18 protein-coding genes, 1 tRNA gene and 1 pseudogene are annotated in these 18,609 nt (G+C 70.1%); 11 read left to right on the top strand and 9 right to left on the bottom strand.

Annotated elements, in window-relative coordinates; all coding sequences use genetic code 11:
• Positions 1-13 precede the first annotated feature (13 nt).
• On the bottom strand, positions 14-1,330 hold the full coding sequence (locus tag ACWCQS_RS07930) for a DUF445 domain-containing protein (protein ID WP_451003634.1): 1,317 nt from the start codon (positions 1,328-1,330) through the stop codon (positions 14-16).
• A gap of 287 nt (positions 1,331-1,617) precedes the next feature.
• On the opposite strand from ACWCQS_RS07930, the gene ACWCQS_RS07925 reads away from it, so the two are divergent.
• The gene (locus tag ACWCQS_RS07925; protein WP_451003633.1) at positions 1,618-2,952 is read left to right on the top strand and encodes an SGNH/GDSL hydrolase family protein; all 1,335 of its coding nucleotides are present in this window, start codon (positions 1,618-1,620) and stop codon (positions 2,950-2,952) included.
• 46 nt (positions 2,953-2,998) lie between these two features.
• Positions 2,999-3,601 carry an RdgB/HAM1 family non-canonical purine NTP pyrophosphatase gene (rdgB, locus tag ACWCQS_RS07920; protein ID WP_451003632.1) on the top strand — a complete coding sequence of 201 codons (603 nt, stop codon included), beginning with the start codon at positions 2,999-3,001 and terminating at the stop codon, positions 3,599-3,601.
• Between the two features lie 55 nt (positions 3,602-3,656).
• On the opposite strand, the gene ACWCQS_RS07915 is transcribed toward rdgB, so the two are convergent.
• From ACWCQS_RS07915 to bcp, 4 genes are all read right to left on the bottom strand, one after another.
• Positions 3,657-3,729 (bottom strand) — tRNA-Leu (locus ACWCQS_RS07915).
• A 15-nt stretch (positions 3,730-3,744) separates the two neighbouring features.
• Positions 3,745-4,407 carry an HNH endonuclease gene (locus ACWCQS_RS07910; protein ID WP_451003631.1) on the bottom strand — a complete coding sequence of 221 codons (663 nt, stop codon included), beginning with the start codon at positions 4,405-4,407 and terminating at the stop codon, positions 3,745-3,747.
• Entirely contained in the window at positions 4,404-5,057 is a 654-nt protein-coding gene (locus ACWCQS_RS07905; protein WP_451003630.1) for an HNH endonuclease signature motif containing protein, read from the bottom strand. The genes ACWCQS_RS07910 and ACWCQS_RS07905 overlap by 4 nt, the downstream gene beginning before the upstream one ends.
• Positions 5,058-5,197: 140 nt before the next feature.
• Entirely contained in the window at positions 5,198-5,665 is a 468-nt protein-coding gene (gene bcp / locus ACWCQS_RS07900) for a thioredoxin-dependent thiol peroxidase (RefSeq protein WP_450985408.1), read from the bottom strand.
• Positions 5,666-5,757: 92 nt separating this feature from the next.
• On the opposite strand from bcp, the gene ACWCQS_RS07895 reads away from it, so the two are divergent.
• The gene (locus tag ACWCQS_RS07895) at positions 5,758-6,087 is read left to right on the top strand and encodes a DUF3618 domain-containing protein (RefSeq protein ID WP_451003629.1); all 330 of its coding nucleotides are present in this window, start codon (positions 5,758-5,760) and stop codon (positions 6,085-6,087) included.
• A 43-nt stretch (positions 6,088-6,130) separates the two neighbouring features.
• Positions 6,131-6,490 (top strand): GroES family chaperonin, encoded by a 360-nt coding sequence (locus ACWCQS_RS07890; RefSeq protein WP_031159553.1) that lies wholly within the window; start codon positions 6,131-6,133, stop codon positions 6,488-6,490.
• A 74-nt stretch (positions 6,491-6,564) separates the two neighbouring features.
• On the opposite strand, the gene ACWCQS_RS07885 is transcribed toward ACWCQS_RS07890, so the two are convergent.
• A complete protein-coding gene (locus ACWCQS_RS07885; protein ID WP_451003628.1) occupies positions 6,565-9,237 on the bottom strand; it encodes a transglycosylase domain-containing protein in 2,673 nt (890 codons plus the stop codon).
• A gap of 121 nt (positions 9,238-9,358) precedes the next feature.
• On the opposite strand from ACWCQS_RS07885, the gene ACWCQS_RS07880 reads away from it, so the two are divergent.
• The 5 genes and pseudogenes from ACWCQS_RS07880 to ACWCQS_RS07860 all read left to right on the top strand — a co-directional run.
• Positions 9,359-10,150 carry a hypothetical protein gene (locus ACWCQS_RS07880; protein ID WP_451003627.1) on the top strand — a complete coding sequence of 264 codons (792 nt, stop codon included), beginning with the start codon at positions 9,359-9,361 and terminating at the stop codon, positions 10,148-10,150.
• Between the two features lie 670 nt (positions 10,151-10,820).
• Positions 10,821-11,621 carry an ABC transporter permease gene (locus tag ACWCQS_RS07875; protein ID WP_451003626.1) on the top strand — a complete coding sequence of 267 codons (801 nt, stop codon included), beginning with the start codon at positions 10,821-10,823 and terminating at the stop codon, positions 11,619-11,621.
• A gap of 43 nt (positions 11,622-11,664) precedes the next feature.
• A complete protein-coding gene (locus tag ACWCQS_RS07870) occupies positions 11,665-12,441 on the top strand; it encodes an ABC transporter permease (RefSeq protein WP_388627733.1) in 777 nt (258 codons plus the stop codon).
• 4 nt (positions 12,442-12,445) lie between these two features.
• The gene (locus ACWCQS_RS07865) at positions 12,446-13,414 is read left to right on the top strand and encodes an ABC transporter ATP-binding protein (RefSeq protein WP_451003625.1); all 969 of its coding nucleotides are present in this window, start codon (positions 12,446-12,448) and stop codon (positions 13,412-13,414) included.
• A gap of 9 nt (positions 13,415-13,423) precedes the next feature.
• Positions 13,424-14,089, top strand: a pseudogene (locus ACWCQS_RS07860) (DUF1707 SHOCT-like domain-containing protein); the annotation flags it as partial.
• 19 nt (positions 14,090-14,108) lie between these two features.
• Here ACWCQS_RS07860 and ACWCQS_RS07855 read toward each other — a convergent pair.
• The 3 genes from ACWCQS_RS07855 to ACWCQS_RS07845 all read right to left on the bottom strand — a co-directional run bounded on the left by ACWCQS_RS07855 (position 14,109) and on the right by ACWCQS_RS07845 (position 15,701).
• The gene (locus ACWCQS_RS07855; protein ID WP_451003624.1) at positions 14,109-14,501 is read right to left on the bottom strand and encodes a hypothetical protein; all 393 of its coding nucleotides are present in this window, start codon (positions 14,499-14,501) and stop codon (positions 14,109-14,111) included.
• A gap of 150 nt (positions 14,502-14,651) precedes the next feature.
• Positions 14,652-15,389 carry a ribonuclease PH gene (rph, locus tag ACWCQS_RS07850; protein WP_451003623.1) on the bottom strand — a complete coding sequence of 246 codons (738 nt, stop codon included), beginning with the start codon at positions 15,387-15,389 and terminating at the stop codon, positions 14,652-14,654.
• Positions 15,390-15,467: 78 nt separating this feature from the next.
• Complete coding sequence (locus ACWCQS_RS07845) at positions 15,468-15,701, bottom strand: PTS glucose/sucrose transporter subunit IIB (protein WP_356309433.1); 234 nt, start codon at positions 15,699-15,701, stop codon at positions 15,468-15,470.
• Between the two features lie 184 nt (positions 15,702-15,885).
• On the opposite strand from ACWCQS_RS07845, the gene ACWCQS_RS07840 reads away from it, so the two are divergent.
• Positions 15,886-17,202 carry a PTS transporter subunit EIIC gene (locus ACWCQS_RS07840; RefSeq protein ID WP_451003622.1) on the top strand — a complete coding sequence of 439 codons (1,317 nt, stop codon included), beginning with the start codon at positions 15,886-15,888 and terminating at the stop codon, positions 17,200-17,202.
• A gap of 131 nt (positions 17,203-17,333) precedes the next feature.
• Complete coding sequence (locus tag ACWCQS_RS07835) at positions 17,334-18,581, top strand: PTS transporter subunit EIIC (protein WP_450985377.1); 1,248 nt, start codon at positions 17,334-17,336, stop codon at positions 18,579-18,581.
• The last annotated feature ends 28 nt before the right edge of the window (positions 18,582-18,609 follow it).

Here is an 18,609-nt window from a genome sequence, read left to right as displayed (position 1 = left end):
GCGTACCGCGGATTCAGGCGCCCAGCGTCCGCGTCACCGTATAGATCAGCAGGCCCGCCAGTGACCCCACCACCGTGCCATTGATCCGGATGAACTGCAGGTCGCGGCCGATGTGCGCCTCGATCTTCCGGGTGGTGTGCTCGGCGTCCCAGCTCGCCACGGTGTCCGTGATCAGCGAGGTGATCTCCCGGCGGTACGTCGTCACCACATGCACCGCCGCACCCTCGACCCAGCTGTCGACCTTCTCCTGCACCTTCGGCTCCGTCGCCATCCGCGCACCCAGCGACAACAGCGCGGACCGCACCCGCATCCGCAGTTCGCTCCGCTCGTCCTCGGCCGCCGCCACCATCATGGCCCGTACGGCCGTCCACGCGGACGCGATCAGATCCTGCACCTCGCCCCGCCCCAGGACCTCACCCTTCAGCCGCTCCACCCGCGTCCGGGTGTCCGTGTCGGACTGCAGATCGGAGGCGAAGTCGGTGAGGAAACGGTCCAGCGCGCCACGCGCCGGATGCGAGGGCATGTCCCGCATCTCGGTGACGAACCGCAGCAGCTCCTTGTAGACCCGCTCGCCGACCTTCCGGTCCACGAACCGCGGGGTCCAGCCGGGCGCGCCACCCTCCACCGCCACCATCACGTCACCCCGGTGCAGCACCAGCCAGTCCTGCGCTCTGGCCACCACCAGGTCCACCGCCCGCCGGTGCCCGCCGTCGGCGACGATCCCCTCCAGCATCTTGCCGATGCCCGGCGCGACCTCCTTCGTGTTCGCCCGCCGGGTGATCGCCTCGCTCACCACCACCTGCACATCCCTGTCCCGCAACACGGTCAGCGCACCGCGCAGCGCCGTGGCCAGCTCCGCCGTCACCCGGTCCGCGTGCTCCGGCTCGGCCAGCCACGCCCCCAGCCGGCTGCCGATGCCGACCGCGCGCAGCCGCTGCCGTACGACGTCCTGGGAGAGGAAGTTCTCGCCGACGAACTCGCCGAGCGAGACACCCAGCTGATCCTTCTTGGTCGGGATGATCGCGGTGTGCGGGATCGGCAGCCCCAGCGGGTGCCGGAACAGCGCCGTCACGGCGAACCAGTCCGCGAGCGCACCCACCATGCCGGCCTCGGCGGCCGCCGCGACATAACCGGCCCAGGGACCGGCGCCCTCGTGCGAGGCGAGCTTGGCCAGGACATAGACCACCGCCACGACCAGCAGCATGCTCGTCGCCGTGAGCTTCATGCGCCGCACCCCGCGCCGGCGCTCCTCGTCGGCCGGGGTGAAGGCCGTCATGGTCCGGTACGACACACCCCGCGCCGGCGCCGCTTCCGTCTCGGTCGATTCCATCGGCTCCACCCGTTCAGCTCCGCCCGCTCACTGATCCGTCCAGTGATCCGGCCCAGTGATCCGGCCCAGTGATCCCGTCCGGTGATCCCGTCCGGTGATCCCGTCCGGTGATCCCGCACACAATTGTCCCTTCCTGACCGACTCCCGGAACGGAACAAGAGTTCCCGGCGTCTGTCAGAAAAGAGGATTTGAGCAGGGCCCTGACAGCTCTCCCCGGCCCATGACGCATCATGGGCTCACCAAGATCGGAGCCTCGGGCTCCCATCCCCGAGGAGAACAACACAAGCATGACCAAGCGTCATGGTTATGCCGTACTGAGTGCGCTCATCGCGCTGGTCGTAGCCGTGTCCGCCGCCATCTACCTCACCGTGGCGGCCGACGACGGCACCCCGCACGGCGCCCTCACCGACGACCGCCCCCACCACGGCTCCTCCGTCGCCCCCGCCTCCACCGGCACCTGGGTCGGCGCCTGGTCCGCCTCCCCGGTGGGCGGCGAACCCGGCACCGAGACCCACGGCCTCGCGGGCCGCTCCGTGCGCAACATCGTCCACACCAGCACCGGCGGCACGAGCGCCCGGATCACGCTCTCCAACCTCTACGGCCACGAGCCGCTGACCATCACCCACGCCTCCATCGCACTCTCCGCCGGCGACGGCACCGCCGCGGCCGAACCGGACTCCATGCGCCGCCTCACCTTCGACGGCGCCACCAGCGTGGTCATACCCGCCGGCGAAGAGATCGCCGGCGACCCCGTACACCTCACCGTCCCGCACGACAGCGACGTCCTGATCACCACCTACTCCCCCACCCCGTCCGGCCCGGTCACCTACCACCCGCACGCGAGGCAGATCTCCTACGTCGCCACCGGCGACGCCACCGAGGACGCCACCGGCACCCCCTACACCCAACAGACGACCTACTGGCGCTACCTGACCGCCCTGGACGTCCTCAGCAACGAGGCCGACGGCACCATCGTCGTCTTCGGCGACTCCATCACCGACGGCATCACCTCCACCATCGGCGCCAACCACCGCTGGCCCGACATCCTCGCCGGCCGACTGCGCACCGCGCTCGAAGACAGACGGCAGGTGCCCCGCTACAGCGTCGTGAACGAGGGCATCAGCGGCAACCAGGTCCTCGCCGACGGACTCGGCCGCCCGGCCGAGAACCAGAGCGGCCTGGGCCGCTTCGCCCGCGACGCGCTCACGCACCCGGACGTCAAGGTCGTCGTCATCGACCTCGGCGTCAACGACATCCTCCGCAACCCACGACTCGCCGACCCCAACCAGATCCTCACCGGCCTGCGCACCCTCGTCCGCGAGGCCCACGCCCGCGGCCTGAAGGTCGTCGGCGCCACACTGATGCCCTTCCAGGGCCACCGCGGCTGGACCGCCGCCCGCGAGGCGGTACGACAGCAGGTCAACGCCGAGATCCGCGCCGGCCGGGTGTACGACGCCGTGGTCGACTTCGACAAGGCGCTCCGCGACCCGTACGACCCCCGACGCCTCCGCCCCGACTACGACTCCGGCGACCACCTCCACCCCAGCGACCTGGGCTTCAGCAGGATGGCCAAGGTCTTCGACCTGAACACGCTGAAGGGCGCGGGGCAGACGGAACTGTAGGTACGGGCACGAGGAACACTCACGGGCTGCCGGGATACTGGCTGGCATGACCCGCTTGATCCTCGCCACCCGCAACGCCGGAAAGATCGCCGAGCTGAGGGCGATCCTCGCCGAGGCCGGACTCCCCCACGAGCTGGTGGGCGCCGACGCCTACCCCGACATCCCCGACATCAAGGAAACCGGCGTCACCTTCGCCGAGAACGCCCTCCTCAAGGCCCACGCCCTCGCCCAGGCCACCGGCCTCCCCGCGGTCGCCGACGACTCGGGCCTCTGCGTCGACGTCCTGAACGGCGCCCCCGGCATCTTCTCCGCCCGCTGGTCCGGCCGCCACGGCGACGACAAGGCCAACCTGGAGCTGCTGCTGGCCCAGCTGGCCGACATCGCGGACGAACACCGGGGGGCCCACTTCGCGTGCGCGGCGGCGCTTGCCCTGCCGGACGGGCGCGAGCAGGTGGTCGAGGGCCGGCTTCGGGGTGCACTCCGGCATGCGCCCGCCGGCACGAACGGCTTCGGCTACGACCCGATCCTCCAGCCGGAGGGCGAGACGCGCACGTGCGCCGAGCTGAGCCCGGAGGAGAAGAACGCGATCAGCCACCGGGGGAAGGCGTTCCGGGCGCTGGTGCCAGTGGTTCGGGAGTTGTTGGGCTGAGATTGCGGAGAGGCCCCGCACCTTTGAAACGAAGGTGCGGGGCCACTTTTGCCTGTGCGCCCGGTCGGATTTGAACCGACAACACCAGGCTTCTAAGGCCTGTCTCTCTGCCATTGGAGTACGAGCGCGTGCCCGGATCTACCTTACTGGGCGAGAGTATGCCGTTGCCGACCACCTCGGCACCAGGTGCTCGTGGTCGCGTGGCAGTTGGGGCACAGCAGCCGGAGATTCTCACGCCGGTCGTCGCTCCAGTCGCCGTTGATGTGGTCGATCTCCAGCGTCATCGGCTGCCCGAACCACTCTGGCCCAACGCCGCACTCGGCGCACTCCTCCGGTACGCCCACCTCGTGGAGCGCGCGGCGCAACAGATGGGTTCGCGTCCTGCGTCGGCCGTCGTGATTGACCAGGATGTCCTCGGGGCGCTTCGCGCGGTCTGCGTACGTCTTGCCTCGTTGATGCGCCTGCCCCAGGAAGTGCGCGGTCGAGATGCCCTCTTCGGCGATCCACTCACGCAGCAGCGCGCGCTGCGTGCCGGTGTCGGGGCGCCCAAGGCGGCGCAGCGTCTCTGCGATGGAGATCGACTCGCCGACCGCTTGGCGCAATTCCTCGGGAGCGGGGCGACTTGGCCTGCCAGAGTCGGAGAAGTGCGAGATGTCGATCCCGAAGTGGGCGAATCGCCGCACGAGATAGCGACGCACCTTGCCGTACGGGCTGGTGCCGAAGAAGGCGATGACCTCGTTCAGGCTCGCACACCGCTCGGCGGCCTCGGCCAACCGCTCACGCGTGTACTGCACGCCGCTGCTCATAGGGCGCCGCCCCGAGAACGGCCCTTGCCGCGCCCTCGGTAATTGTCCGTGGTCGAGTGGCAGTTGGGGCACAGGAAACGGAGGTTCTCGATGCGGTTGTCACGCCAGTTGCCGTCGATGTGATCGACCTCCAGCGGTAGCGGACGGCCCCGCCACTCCGGCTCTGTACCGCAGCGAGCACAGCGCTCCGGCACCCCTACGGCCGTCATCGCCCACTTGAGCCTGTCGCTCGGAATGCGCCGGGCCTGGCCGACCGGTTGCTCGACGAGCAGGGCCTCCGGTGTTCGGGCGCGCCAGGGTTTCCCTCGCCGGGTCGGCAGTTGGAAGTGCGAGGTGTCAATGCCATACGCCTTGATCCTGCGGCTGATGTGCATGTGGCGGCCCCCGACCACCTCCAGGCCGAGATGGCGCAGCACTTCGCACATGTTGGTCGATGCCGCCACCGCCCGCTCAAGCATCTCCCGCGTCCACTTCACCCCCTCCCGCTCGAAGTGCGCGACATCCACCCCGAGCTTCTTCATCCGCTCCAGGACATAGCGCCGCATCGAACTCCTCGGATCCACCCCCAACCTCTCCAACGCATCCGACAAAGTCCGCGCCCCGCGAGCCGCTACTTCCAGCCGCTCCTTGGTGTACGCGCTGGCCCCCATCGCCCCCCTCCGTTCCAGGCGTGCGTTCGCCGCCCGCACGGAGTAACGAACCGGTAATCGGACAGTCACGCAGGGGAACGAGAAGGCGGCTCGCACCGGAATGTCCCGGTGCGAGCCGCAGGCAGTGGAGACAGGTGTCCTCAGATGCCCAGATCCTTGATGATCTTGGCCACGTGGCCCGTGGCGCGGACGTTGTAGAGGGCTCGTTCCACCTTGCCCTCCTCGTCGACGACGATCGTGGAGCGGATGACGCCCATGTAGGTCTTGCCGTAGTTCTTCTTCTCGCCGTACGCGCCGTAGGCCTCGGTGACCGTCTTCTCCGGGTCGGCCAGGAGCGTGACCTTCAGGGACTCCTTCTCGCGGAACTTCGCCAGCTTCTCCGGGGTGTCGGGGCTGATGCCGAGCACGTCGTAGCCGGCGGAGGCCAGGACGTCCAGGTTGTCGGTGAAGTCGCAGGCCTGCTTGGTGCAGCCGGGGGTCAGGGCGGCCGGGTAGAAGTAGACGATGACCTTGCGGCCCTTGTGGGCGGACAGGGAGACCTCGTTGCCGTCGGCGTCGGGGAGGGTGAAGGCGGGGGCCACGTCCCCCGGCTGGAGTCGCTCGCTCATCGGGCCAGCGTAACCGGGGGGCCTTGCGGCGCGCCGGGAGGAGAAGCTGACAGACTGTCCGGAACAGCATCACAGACTTCGGAGGCCGTACGGTGGCGGACACGTCGGACACCAGAACCCCGGCGCAGATCGAGGCGGACATCAAGCGCCGCCGCGAAGTGCTGGCCGAGACGCTCGACGAGATCGGGGTGCGGGTGCATCCGCAGACGATCATCGGGGATGCCAAGGCCAAGGTCGTCGCCAACATCGATCACACGGTCGGGCGGGCCTATGTCCAGGTCAACCGGGTGGTCACCGAGGTGCGGGCGCAGTTCGTCGACGAAGAGGGCGCGCTGCGGGTGGAGCGGGTCGTGCCGGTCGCGGTGCTCGCCCTCGGCGTCGTGGGACTGCTCGCCGTGGGCCGCAGGCGGCGCAGGCGCTGACCCGGGCTCGGACGAGCGGGGCGAAGGCAGGTAGGTTCGAGGCGTGAGCGCCAACAGAAACCAGCACAGCACCCCCCATCACGACAAGCTGCCCATCCGGATGCTGCACGACCGGGTTCTGGTCAAGCAGGAGACCGGTGAGGGCGAGCGGCGGTCTGGGGGCGGCATTCTGATTCCCGCCACTGCGGCGGTCGGGCGGCGGCTGGCCTGGGCCGAGGTCGTCGCGGTCGGGCAGAACGTACGGACCGTGGAGCCGGGTGACCGGGTTCTGTTCGATCCGGAGGACCGGGCCGAGGTCGAGGTGCGGGGTGTGGCGTACGTGCTCATGCGTGAGCGGGATCTGCACGCCGTGGCCGCGGACCGTTTCGAGGGGTCGGAGGACTCCACGGGTCTGTATCTCTGAGTCGTCGTCTTCGAGTCGTTCCGGTAGAGGGGTTCCGGTAGAGGGGCTGGTGACCGTGGTCACCAGCCCCTTTGTCAGGCCGCGGGGTCGCCGCCTCCGGTGCCGGCGGCCGTGCCGGTCGTGACGCCGCCGCCATCGGTTCCGCCGCCGGTGGCCGTGCCGCCTCCGGTGGTCCCTCCGTCGGTCGTGCCACCGCCGGTCGTGTTGCCGCCGCCCGTCGTGCCGCCGCCCGTGGTGTCTGCGCCGGTGGTGTTGGTGCCGCCGCCCGTGGTGGTGCCACCGGTGGTGCCGGTGCCGCCGGTGGTGGTCGTACCGCCGTTGGTCGGGGTGCCGACGGTGCCGCCGCCGGTCGGGGTGGTGGTCGCGCCGCCGCCCGTCGGGGTGCCGGTGGTGCCGCCGTTGCTCTGGTCACCGGTCGTGCCCGGCTGGGCCGAGCCGGTGGCGCTGGGCGCCTGCGGCTGGTCGGCGCCCTGCTCCAGTTGGAGGTCGAAGGCGGAGGCCGATGTGTTCTTCAGCGCGTCCGCCGTGTACTGGGCCCAGATCTGGGTCGGTGCGCCGCCACCGTTGATACGGGCCTGGCCGAGGGCGCCGTACAGCGGCATGTGCTTGGCCGTCACCGGGTCCTGGCCCATGACCGAGACCACCGTGGCCAGGTCGGGGGTGTAGCCGGCGAACCAGGCGGCGGTGTCGTTCTCGGCGGTACCGGTCTTGCCGGCCGCCGGGCGGCCCGCGGCCTGTGCGGCGGTGGCGGTGCCGTTGTCGACGACGCTCTGCAGGATGGAGGTGGTGGTGTCGGCGGCCTCGCGGCTGACGACCTGCTTGACCGACTGCTCGGGCAGCTTGACCTCGTCCGTGCCGTCCTTGGTGATCTTCTCGATCAGCGTGTACGTGCCGTGCTTGCCGTGGTTGGCGAGCGTGGCGTAGCCCTCCGCCATGTCCAGCACGCTGGCGGTGGCGGTGCCGAGGGCGATCGACGGGTACGGCTGGAGGTCCGGGGTGTCGGAGGGGATGCCGAGGTCGATCGCGGTCTGCTTGACCTTGGACGGGCCGACGTCGACGGCCATCTGCGCGTAGACGGCGTTCACGGACAGGTCGGTCGCCTTGGTGACGTCGATCTGGCCGTACGACTTCTGGTCCTCGTTCTGCGGGGCGTAGGCGCCGCCGCTCCAGCCCTGGACGGGGCGTTCGTTGGTGCCGTCGTACAGGGTGTTCGGGGTGATGGGGCGGCCGTCCTGGGTGGTCGAGCCGTTCTGCACCGCGGAGGTGAAGACGAAGGGCTTGAAGGTGGAGCCGACCTGGAAGTCACCGCGGGTCGCGCCGTTGGTGTACTGCTTCACGTAGTCGATGCCGCCGTACATGGCGACGACCTTGCCGGTCTTCGGGTCGACGGAGGCGCCGCCCGCGCGGACGTACCTGTCGACCTTGTTGTTCTTCTTGTCCAGCTTGGCGATCAGCTGGTCGTTGACCGCCTTGACGAAGGCGTTCTGCCGGTTCTTCTGGATGGTGGTGGTGATGCGGTAGCCGCCGGTCGCGAGCTGGTCGTCGGTGAGGATGTTGTTGGTGGTCAGGTAGTGCTTGACCGCCTCGACGAGGTAGCCGCGCTGGCCGGACATGCCCGTGGAGACCGTCTGCTCCTTCGGCATCGGGAACTTCATCCCGGCGCGCTGGGACTGGCTGAGCCAGCCCTTCTTGACCATGCCGTCCAGGACGTAGTTCCAGCGGGCGACGGCTGCGGCCTTGTTCTCGGGGTGGGCCACGACGTCGTACTCGCTGGGCGCGTTGACGAGCGCGGCGAGGTAGGCGGCGCGGGCCGGGTCGAGGTTCTGGGCGTCCACGCCGTAGTAGGCCTGGGCGGCGGACTGGATGCCGTAGGCGTTGCGGCCGAAGTAGCTGGTGTTGAGGTAGCCCTCGAGGATCTCGTCCTTGGACTTGTTGCGGTCCAGCTTGATCGAGATGAAGAACTCCTTGGCCTTGCGGGTGACCGTCTGCTCCTGGCCGAGGTAGTAGTTCTTCACGTACTGCTGGGTGATGGTCGAGCCGGACTGCTTGCCCTTGCCGGTCGCCGTGTTCCAGGCGGCGCGGACCATCGCCTTGGGGTCGATGGCCGACTCGGTGTAGAAGTCGCGGTCCTCGGCGGCCAGTACGGCGTGCTGGGCGTCCTTGGAGACCTGGGCGAGGCTGACGTTCTCCCGGTTGATCTGGCCGTCGCGGGCCAGCTGGGAGCCGTCGGCGTAGAGGTAGACGTTGGCCTGCTTGGTGGCGAGGGCGTTGGCCGGCGGGATGTTGACCATGGAGTAGCCGAGGAAGAAGAGGCCGACGAGCAGCAGGATGCCGATGACGAAGGTGCCGAGCACCATGCGCCAGGTCGGGATGATCCGCCGCCATCCGGTCCGCTTGGGCCGCTTCGGCTTCTTGCCGTTGCCTCCGGCCGGTTCACCGTCGCCGGGGGTGGGGGTGGCTGCCGCGCCTGCGGCGCCCGCGGGGCCGGCCTGGGAAGCCTGGGCGGCGGCACTGGCGGTGCCGACCGCTCCTGCCGCCTGGGTGGCGCGGGGGGCGGTGCCGGGGCCGGGCGTACGAGGGGTGCGCCCGGCGGCGTTCGGCTCGCCGGCGGCCGTCTTGGCGGGGTCGCCCGGCTCGGCCGCTCGGGGAGCGTTGACCCGCCGGAGCACCTGGGTGGTCTCGGGCGCGGGCGCCTGCCCGGAGCCCTGTGCGGCCCCGGCCGCGGGCGCCGTGACGCGCCGCAGCACCTGTGTGCTCTCGGCGGACTGAGCCTGCGCCGGGACCTGCGGCTTCCCGGAGTCAGTACGGGGCCGACCGGAGCCCTGGGATACGGCGGAGCCGCCGGAGTCCTGGGAAGAGCTGGAGGGCTTGGAGCCCTGGGGAACGCCGGGGGCACCTGCGGCCTGGGATGCGCTGGAGGACCCCGAGCCCTGGGACGCGCTGGAGGGCTCCGAGCCCTGGGAAGCGCTGGGTGCACCTGCGGCCTGGGACGCGCTGGAGGACCCCGAGCCCTGGGACGCGCTGGGGGGCTCCGAGCCCTGGGAAGCGCTGGGTGCACCTGCGGCCTGGGACGCGCTGGAGGGCTCCGAGCCCTGGGAAGCGACGGAGGACCTGGAGCCCTGGGAAGCACTGGAGGCGCCTGCGGCCTGGGACGCGCTGGAGGCGCCGGACGCCGAGGCGGCGCCGGCTGCCGAGCCACCCGAGACCTGGGTCTCACGAGCCGCCGAGCCGCTGCCGGACGCCGACGCGCCCTGGTCCGACGCGCCCGTACCGGAGCCCGCGCCGCCGCGAGCCCCCGAGCCGTCACCAGCAGCCCCACGGGACACCGGCGCGCCTCGGTCCACCGAGCCTGCGCCGAAGCCCGAGCCCCTACCGGAACCCGAGGCCTCACCGGACGCCGAGCCTCCGCGCGCCGTCGAGCCCCCACCGGGGCCCGAAGCCGCGCCGGAAGCCGAAAGGCCACCGGAACCCGTGTCGTTGGACGCGGTCGCCTCCTGCTGTTCCGTCCGGCCGCCTCGGGCCGCCTGGCGGGCCCGGGCCATGGAGGCCGTCCGGTCCAGGGCCGAGCGGTCCGCCGCAGTCGACGAGCCCGCCGGAGTCGAGCGGTCCGGGGAGGCCATACGGTCACCGGCTCGGCCGGACCCGGTCTCCCGAGCCTGACCACCCTGACCAGCCTGACCAGCCCGGTCAGCCGTGCCGCCCTGCTCAGCCTGACCAGCTTGCTCGGCCCGACCAGCCCGGTCGGCCTGCCGGGACTGCGCGCCCCGGTCAGCCTGCCGGGACTGCCCGCCCCGCTCGGCCGTACCGCCCGTCTCGGCCCGCGCGGACTCCGCCGCACCCGCCGCACCCGGCGTCTCCCGGGACCCCGCCCGTCGGCCGGACCCCTCGGACTCCGCCGTACCAGCCGCACCCGCCGCACCCGGCGTCTCCCGGGACCCCGCCCGTCGGCCGGACCCCTCGGACTCCGCCGTACCAGCCGAACCCGCCGGCCCCGGCCTCTCCCCGGACTGCCCGCCGGCGCCCTCGGGCTGTGTCGCTGTGCCGGCCCCCTCGGGCTCGGCCTCCCCGGGCCGCTTTCTCGGCGGCATGCCTTCGTTCGGCTGCTGCGGCTGCGGCTCGTCGCTCATTCGTGCACGGACTCCTGTTTCGCGTCGTACGTTCCCGTACGCCTCGTACGCTCTTCTGCGCCCCCAGTTTGAAGACTCTCGCACCTGGCGTTCCGTTCCCGGATTCCAGCACGCTTCGACCACGAAATTGCGTGGCCGGACGCCGGGCTCCGGGACTAGGCTCCTGCGCTTCGGTGTCGAGCGGTCCCGGGAGGTGGACTGGCGTGGGCGCGGGACGGTTGTACGTGGCCGTCGCGGCGGGGGGATTCAGACGGTACGCGACGTATCGGGCCGCCACTGCGGCAGGGGTGTTCACGAACACGGTCTTCGGGCTGATCCTCGTCTATACGTATCGGGCGCTGTGGGACGAGCGGCCGCACCTCGGCGGGTGGGATCAGGCGCAGGTCGTGACGTATGTGTGGCTGGGGCAGGCGTTCCTGTCGACGCTCGCGATCGGCGGCGGTGGCGTCGAGACCGAGTTGATGGAACGCATCCGTACGGGGGACGTGGCGATCGACCTGTACCGGCCCGCCGATCTGCAGATGTGGTGGCTCGCCACCGACCTGGGCCGGGCGTTCTTTCAGTTGGTGGGACGAGGGATCGTTCCCTTTGTCTTCGGTGCTCTGTGTTTTCCGGTGTACCTGCCGACGGACATGGGCACCTGGGTCGCCTTCTTCGTCGCCGTGCTGCTGGCGATGCTCGTCGGATTCGGCATCCGGTACCTGGTGGCGCTCAGCACGTTCTGGTTCCTGGACGGCATGGGTGTGACGCAGATGTCATGGCTGGTCGGCTACTTCTGCTCGGGCATGCTGCTGCCGCTGAACATCTTCCCGGGGGCGCTCGGCGAGGTCGTACGGGCGCTGCCGTGGTCCTCGCTGCTGCAGGCGCCGGCCCAGGTGCTGCTGGGGCACGCGGATCCGCTGGGCACGTATGTGTTCCAGGGCGCGTGGGCGGTGGTGCTGCTGGGCGCGGGGCGGCTGGTGCAGTCGGCGGCGACGCGCAGGGTGGTGGTCCAGGGTGGCTGAGATCGGCCCCGGCCGGGTGCGGGAGGGGGTGCGGGCCTATCTGATGATTGCCGGGATGTGGATCAGGTCCACCATGGCCTACCGCGCCTCGTTCCTGATGACCACGTTCGGCAACTTCTCGGCGACTCTCCTCGATTTCGTCGGGATCATGCTGATGTTCTCGCGGGTGGACGCGCTGGGCGGCTGGTCGCTGCCGGAGGTGGCCTTCCTGTACGGGCTGTCCGGTACGGCCTTCGGTCTTGCCGACCTGGTGATCGGGTCGATGGAGCGGTTGGGGCGGCGGGTGCGCGACGGCACGCTGGACACGCTGCTGGTGCGGCCGGCGCCGGTGCTGGCCCAGGTGGCGGCCGACCAGTTCGCGCTGCGCCGGCTGGGCCGGGTGGTGCAGGGCCTGCTGGTGCTCACCTGGGCGGTGGCCCGGCTGGACATCGCCTGGACGCCGCTGAAGCTGCTGCTGATGCCGGTGATGGTGGTGAGCGGCTGCGGGATCTTCTGCGCGGTGTTCGTGGCGGGGGCGGCCTTCCAGTTCCTGGCGTCGGACGCCTCGGAGGTGCAGAACGCCTTCACCTACGGCGGTACGACGCTGCTGCAGTATCCGCCGACGGTGTTCGCGAAGGAGCTGGTGCGCGGGGTGACGTTCGTGCTGCCGCTGGCCTTCGTCAACTGGCTGCCCGCGACCTATGTGCTGGGGCGGCCGTATCCGCTGGGGCTGCCCGAGTGGCTGGCGTTCGCTCCGCCGCTGGTGGCGGTGGGGTGCTGCGCGCTGGCGGGGCTGGCCTGGCGGGCGGGACTTCGTTCGTATCGGAGTACAGGGAGCTAGCGCGGTGGCGGACAGCGATTTCATCTCACTGGAGCAGGTCGAGAAGGTCTTCGAGGTGCGCAGGAAGACCGGGTTCCTGAAGCGGGAGCGGCGCGAGGTGCGGGCGGTGGACGCGATCTCGTTCAGGGTGGCGCGCGGGGAGATGGTCGGGTACATCGGGCCGAACGGCGCCGGGAAGTCGACCACGATCAAGATGCTGACCGGCATCCTGACGCCGAGCGGGGGCAGGCTGCGGGTGGCGGGCATCGATCCGTCACGGGAGCGCCGGCGCCTGGCGCACCGGATCGGGGTGGTGTTCGGGCAGCGTACGACCCTGTGGTGGGACCTGCCGCTGATCGACTCCTACCGGCTTGCGCACCGCATGTACCGGATCCCGGATGCGCGTTACCGGGAGAACCTGGACCGGTGCGTCGAACTGCTGGAGCTGGCCGCCCTGTTGGACGTGCCCGTGCGGCAGCTCTCGCTCGGGCAGCGGATGCGCGGGGACATCGCGGCGGCCCTGCTGCACGACCCGGAGGTGCTGTACCTGGACGAGCCGACGATCGGGCTGGACGTCGTGTCGAAGGCGAAGGTCCGTGGTTTCCTGCGGGAGTTGAACGCCGAGCGGGGTACGACCGTGCTGCTGACGACGCACGATCTGCAGGACATCGAGCAGTTGTGCTCCCGGGTGATGGTGATCGACCACGGCCGGCTGATGTACGACGGGCCGCTCGTGGGGCTGCACGAGGCCGGGGAGAGCGAGCGGACGCTGGTGGTGGACCTGGAGCGGGAACTGCCGCCGGTGGAGGTGCCGTCGGCGCGGGTGGTGCGGGTGGAGGGGCCGCGGCAGTGGCTGGCGTTCCCGGCGGGGCAGTCGGCGGCGCCGCTCGTGGCGTATCTCGCGGCGGAGTATCCGCTGGTGGACCTGTCGGTGCGGGAACCGGACATCGAGGCGGTCATCGCCAAGATGTACGCGGAGAAGGCGGTCTCGTAGGCTGCTGTCATGACCGACGACGCAAGTCCGGACCTCCGGGCGTCCGACAGCGACCGTGAGCGGGTCGCCGAGGTCCTGCGGGACGCTCTGGCCGAGGGCCGGCTCGACATGGCGGAGTTCGAGGAGCGGCTGGAGGCGACGTACAAGGCGCGTACGTACGGCGAGCTGGCGCCGCTCACCCGTGATCTGCCGGCGGCCGGCACGGTGACGGCGCCCGTCCCGGTGTCCTTCACCAAGGAACCGGCGGAGAGCGGGAGTTGGGCGGGCCGGATCGTCGGGGGCGAGGGGTCCTCGGCGGGTGCGGTCGCCATCATGTCCGGCTTCCAGCGCAAGGGCCGCTGGACGGTGCCGAAGCGGTTCGACTGCTTCGCGTTCTGGGGCGGCGGCGAGATCGACCTGCGGGAGGCGGACTTCGCGGACCGCGAGGTCGAGATCAACTGCGTGGCGATCATGGGCGGGGTGCAGGTCATCGTGCCGCCGGGGGTCGAGGTCGTGGTCCGCGGCATCGGCATCATGGGCGGCTTCGACCATCCCCGGGACGACGGCCCGCCGGAGCCGGGCGCGCCGCGGGTGATCATCGGGGGCCTTGCGTTCTGGGGCGGGGTGGACGTGACCCGCAAGATCACCCGAGCGGAACGGCAACGGCTGAAGGAGCGGCGCCGGGACCTGGAGCGCTGAGCCCTGCGCCCCTGGGTCACTTCGTGCAGACCTTGGTGAGTTCGCCGGCCGCGTCCGTGACCGGGCCCAGGTCCGGCGTCTTGTCGCCGTTCTTGAGGGCCGTACGGACGTTCCCCACGGCCTTATCCAAGTCGTCGACCGCCTTGTTGACGTCGGCGTTGTCCGTCTTGTCGCCGATCTTCCTCAGGTTCTGCTCGATGGAGTCGAGGGAGGCGTCCGCCCGGCTCGGGTCGCTCGCCGCGTTCTCGACCGCCTGCTGGAGGTCGGTGACGCTGTCGGCGATGGAGTCGGCGGTCTGCACGCAGTCCAGGGCCTTGTTCACGGCGTCGCAGCCGGTGGTGAGGCCGGTGGTGAGCGCGGCGAGCGCCACGGCGGCGACGGCGGTGAGACGGCGTCGGCTGACGGCCATGGTGGTGTTTCCCTCCCCTGGTAGGGCCCGTACGGCCCGGTGCGGCCGCCGTACCCCTAGGACGCCGGGACGGGCGCGCGGGTTGCCCCTGCGCGCCCGTCCTTTTGGTCTGCCCTTTACTTCCGGGTCTTCCTGCTTCCGGGTCTTCGCCTACTTCGCGAGCGTGGCTTCGAGGGCCGCGCGCTGGTGGGCGGCCAGTTCGGCGCAGCCGGTGACGGCGAGGTCGAGCAGGGCGTCGAGTTCCTCGCGGGCGAAGGGCTCGGCCTCGGCGGTGCCCTGGACCTCGACGAAGCGGCCGTCGCCGGTGCAGACGACGTTCATGTCGGTCTCGGCGCGCACGTCCTCCTCGTAGCAGAGGTCGAGCAGCGGGACGCCGCCGACGATGCCGACGGAGACGGCGGAGACGGTGCCGGTGAGCGGCTGGCGGCCGGCCTTGATCAGCTTCTTGCGCTGGGCCCAGGCGACGGCGTCGGCGAGGGCGACGTAGGCGCCGGTGATCGCGGCGGTGCGGGTGCCGCCGTCGGCCTGGAGGACGTCGCAGTCGAGGACGATGGTGTTCTCGCCGAGCGCCTTGTAGTCGATGACGGCGCGCAGCGAGCGGCCGATGAGCCGGGAGATCTCGTGGGTACGGCCGCCGATCTTGCCCTTGACGGACTCGCGGTCGCCGCGGGTGTTGGTGGCGCGGGGCAGCATGGCGTACTCCGCGGTGACCCAGCCCTCGCCGCTGCCCTTGCGCCAGCGCGGCACTCCCTCGGTCACGGAGGCGGTGCAGAACACCTTGGTGTCGCCGAAGGAGACGAGGACGGAGCCCTCGGCGTGCTTGCTCCAGCCGCGTTCGATGGTGACCGGGCGGAGCTGTTGGGGGGTACGGCCGTCGATGCGAGACATGGCAAGGAGCCTAGCCGTACCTGGGGAAGGGGCTCCGCCCGCGTCGGGAAGAGCCCCTTTTCCGGTGAGCCCGTGGGCTCACATCATGTCTTCGATCTCCGCGGCGATCGGGTCGGCATCGGTACCGATGACGACCTGGACGGCCGTGCCCATCTTGACGACGCCGTGGGCGCCGGCGGCCTTCAGGGCGGCCTCGTCGACCAGGGAGGGGTCGGACACCTCGGTGCGCAGCCGGGTGATGCAGCCCTCGATCTCCTCGATGTTGTCGATGCCGCCGAGGCCGGCGACGATCTTCTCAGCCTTGCTGGCCATGTTCCTTCTCCCTGATCCGAACCGCTTTGTCGCAGTAACCCACAGTTGGCCCATCTTCGCGAGCGGTCATGCCGTGCGTGCCGAATGATGGCGATCACGACAGCGGAACCGTCCGCCAACTGGTCTACACCACAGGGGGTACGGTCGCCAAACCGCGTCCGAGTCGAGTGGCCGGGAGGACGCCATGAGTGCCGAGAGCGCGCCCGCGGCCAGCACGGCCGGCCCGGCGCGGGAACGCTGGAACCACCTGTTCCAGGGCCTGCAGAAGATGGGCCGCAGTCTGCAGCTGCCGATCGCGGTGCTGCCGGCGGCGGGCATCATCAACCGGCTGGGCCAGCCGGACGTGTTCGGCAAGGACGGGCTCGGCTGGACGAACGTCTCGAAGGTCATGGCCGGCGCGGGCGGCGCCCTGCTCGACGGCTCGATCGGGCTTCCGCTGCTGTTCTGCGTGGGCGTGGCGATCGGCATGGCGAAGAAGGCGGACGGCTCGACGGCGCTGGCGGCGGTGACGGGTTTCCTCGTCTACTACGGGGTGCTGCACCAGTTCCCCCAGAACTGCCCCGGCGGCTCCAAGGCGATCCCCCAGGTCGGCTGCCAGGTAACCGTCGGCGCGGGGACGGGTTCGGTGACGCCCTTCACCTTCCAGAACCCGGGCGTCTTCGGCGGCATCGTGCTGGGCCTGCTGGCCGCCTTCTTCTGGGCCCGCTTCCACCGCACCAGGCTGGTGGACTGGCTGGGCTTCTTCAACGGCCGGCGACTGGTGCCGATCATCATGGCGTTCGTCGCCATCGTCCTCGCGGCGCTGTGTCTGTGGATCTGGCCGCCGATCGGCGGCGGACTGGAGAGCTTCAGCAAGTGGCTGCGGGACGCGGGTTCCTGGGGCGCGGGGGTCTTCGGCGTCGCCAACCGGGCGCTGCTCGTCGTCGGTCTGCACCAGTTCCTCAACGTGCCCATCTGGTTCCAGTTCGGCAGCTACACCAAGCCCGACGGCACGGTGGTGCACGGCGACATCAACATGTTCCTCCAGGGCGATCCGCACGCCGGCCAGTTCACCTCGGGCTTCTTCCCGATCATGATGTTCGCGCTGCCGGCCGCCGCGCTGGCCATCACGCACTGCGCCAGACCGAGCCGCCGCAAGGAGGTCGGCGGCCTGATGCTGTCGGTGGCGCTGACGTCGTTCGTCACCGGCATCACCGAGCCGATCGAGTACTCGTTCATGTTCATCGCGCCGCTGCTGTACGCCGTCCACGCCCTGCTGACCGGTGTCTCGATGGCGGTGACCTGGGCGCTCGGGGTGCACGACGGGTTCAGTTTCTCGGCCGGCCTGATCGACTACGTCATCAACTGGCGCCTGGCGACGAAACCGGGGCTGATCATCCCGATCGGCCTGTGTTTCGCGGCGGTGTACTACGCCGTCTTCCGGTTCGCGATCACGAAATTCGACCTGAAGACACCGGGCCGTGAGCCGGAGGACGAGGTCGAGGACATCACCAAGGCGTGACTCCCTAGCACATCGGCACGCCGCGTAGCGTTCCGGTAGCGGATTTCGTGGTTCCTTATACCGCCTTCATCGTGCTACAACAGGTCTACACCACTGAGTGGTGTAGACCACCACCGATGGAGGAACCATCCATGAGCACCGCCACCGCGACGGCGGCTCCCGCGAAGAAGCGGGGATCCGGTCTGTTCCAGGGCCTGCAGAAGGTCGGCCGCAGTCTGCAGCTCCCCATCGCCGTACTGCCGGCGGCGGGCATCCTGCTGCGTCTGGGCCAGCAGGACATCCACGACAAGCTGCACCTGCCCGACAAGGTCACGGCGGTGTTCGCCACGGCCGGTGGCGCCATCTTCGACAACCTGCCGATGCTGTTCTGCATCGGTGTCGCGATCGGCTTCGCCAAGAAGTCGGACGGCTCGACGGCGCTGGCCGCCCTGGTCGGCTTCCTGGTCTACAGCAATGTGCTGAAGGCGTTCCCGGTCACCGAGGCCAAGATACAGAAGGGCGCGGACATAGCCGCGACCTACAACAACCCCGGTGTCCTCGGCGGCATCCTGATGGGTCTGCTGGCCGCCGTTCTGTGGCAGCGCTACCACCGCAAGAAGCTGGTGGACTGGCTCGGCTTCTTCAACGGCCGCCGGCTGGTGCCGATCATCATGGCCTTCGTCGGCACCGCCATGGGTGTCTTCTTCGGTCTGGTCTGGAAGCCCATCGGTGAGGGCATCTCCAACGCCGGCGAGTGGATCACCGGTCTCGGCGCGGTGGGCGCGGGTCTGTTCGGTCTGGTCAACCGCGCGCTGATCCCGGTCGGCATGCACCAGTTCGTGAACACCGTCTCCTGGTTCCAGATCGGTGACTACAAGAACGCGGCCGGCCAGGTCGTGCACGGCGACCTGAACCGCTTCTTCGCCGGTGACCCGCACGCCGGTATGTTCATGTCCGGCTTCTTCCCGATCATGATGTTCGGCCTGCCGGCCGCCGCTCTCGCCATCGCGCACGCCGCCCGCCCCGAGCGCCGCAAGGCCGTCCTCGGCATGATGATCTCCCTCGCGCTGACCTCCTTCGTCACCGGTGTCACCGAGCCGATCGAGTTCTCGTTCATGTTCATCGCACCGCTGCTGTACGCGATCCACGCGGTGCTGACGGCCCTGTCCATGGCGATCACCTGGGCGCTCGGCGTCCACGCGGGCTTCACCTTCTCCGCGGGCTTCATCGACTACGCGCTCAACTGGAACCTGGCGACCAAGCCCTGGCTGATCATCCCGATCGGTCTGGTCTTCGCGGCGATCTACTACACGGTCTTCCGCTTCGCGATCGTCAGGTTCAACCTCCCCACCCCGGGCCGCGAGCCCGAGGAGGAGGTCGAGGACCTCACCAAGGCCTGACGGCCACGACATGACGAAGGCCCCCGGA

The sequence above is a fragment of the Streptomyces sp. NPDC002076 genome, from assembly GCF_053593835.1.
Note: the sequence above shows the minus strand (reverse complement) of the source record. Positions and strands in the feature narration are given on the sequence as shown.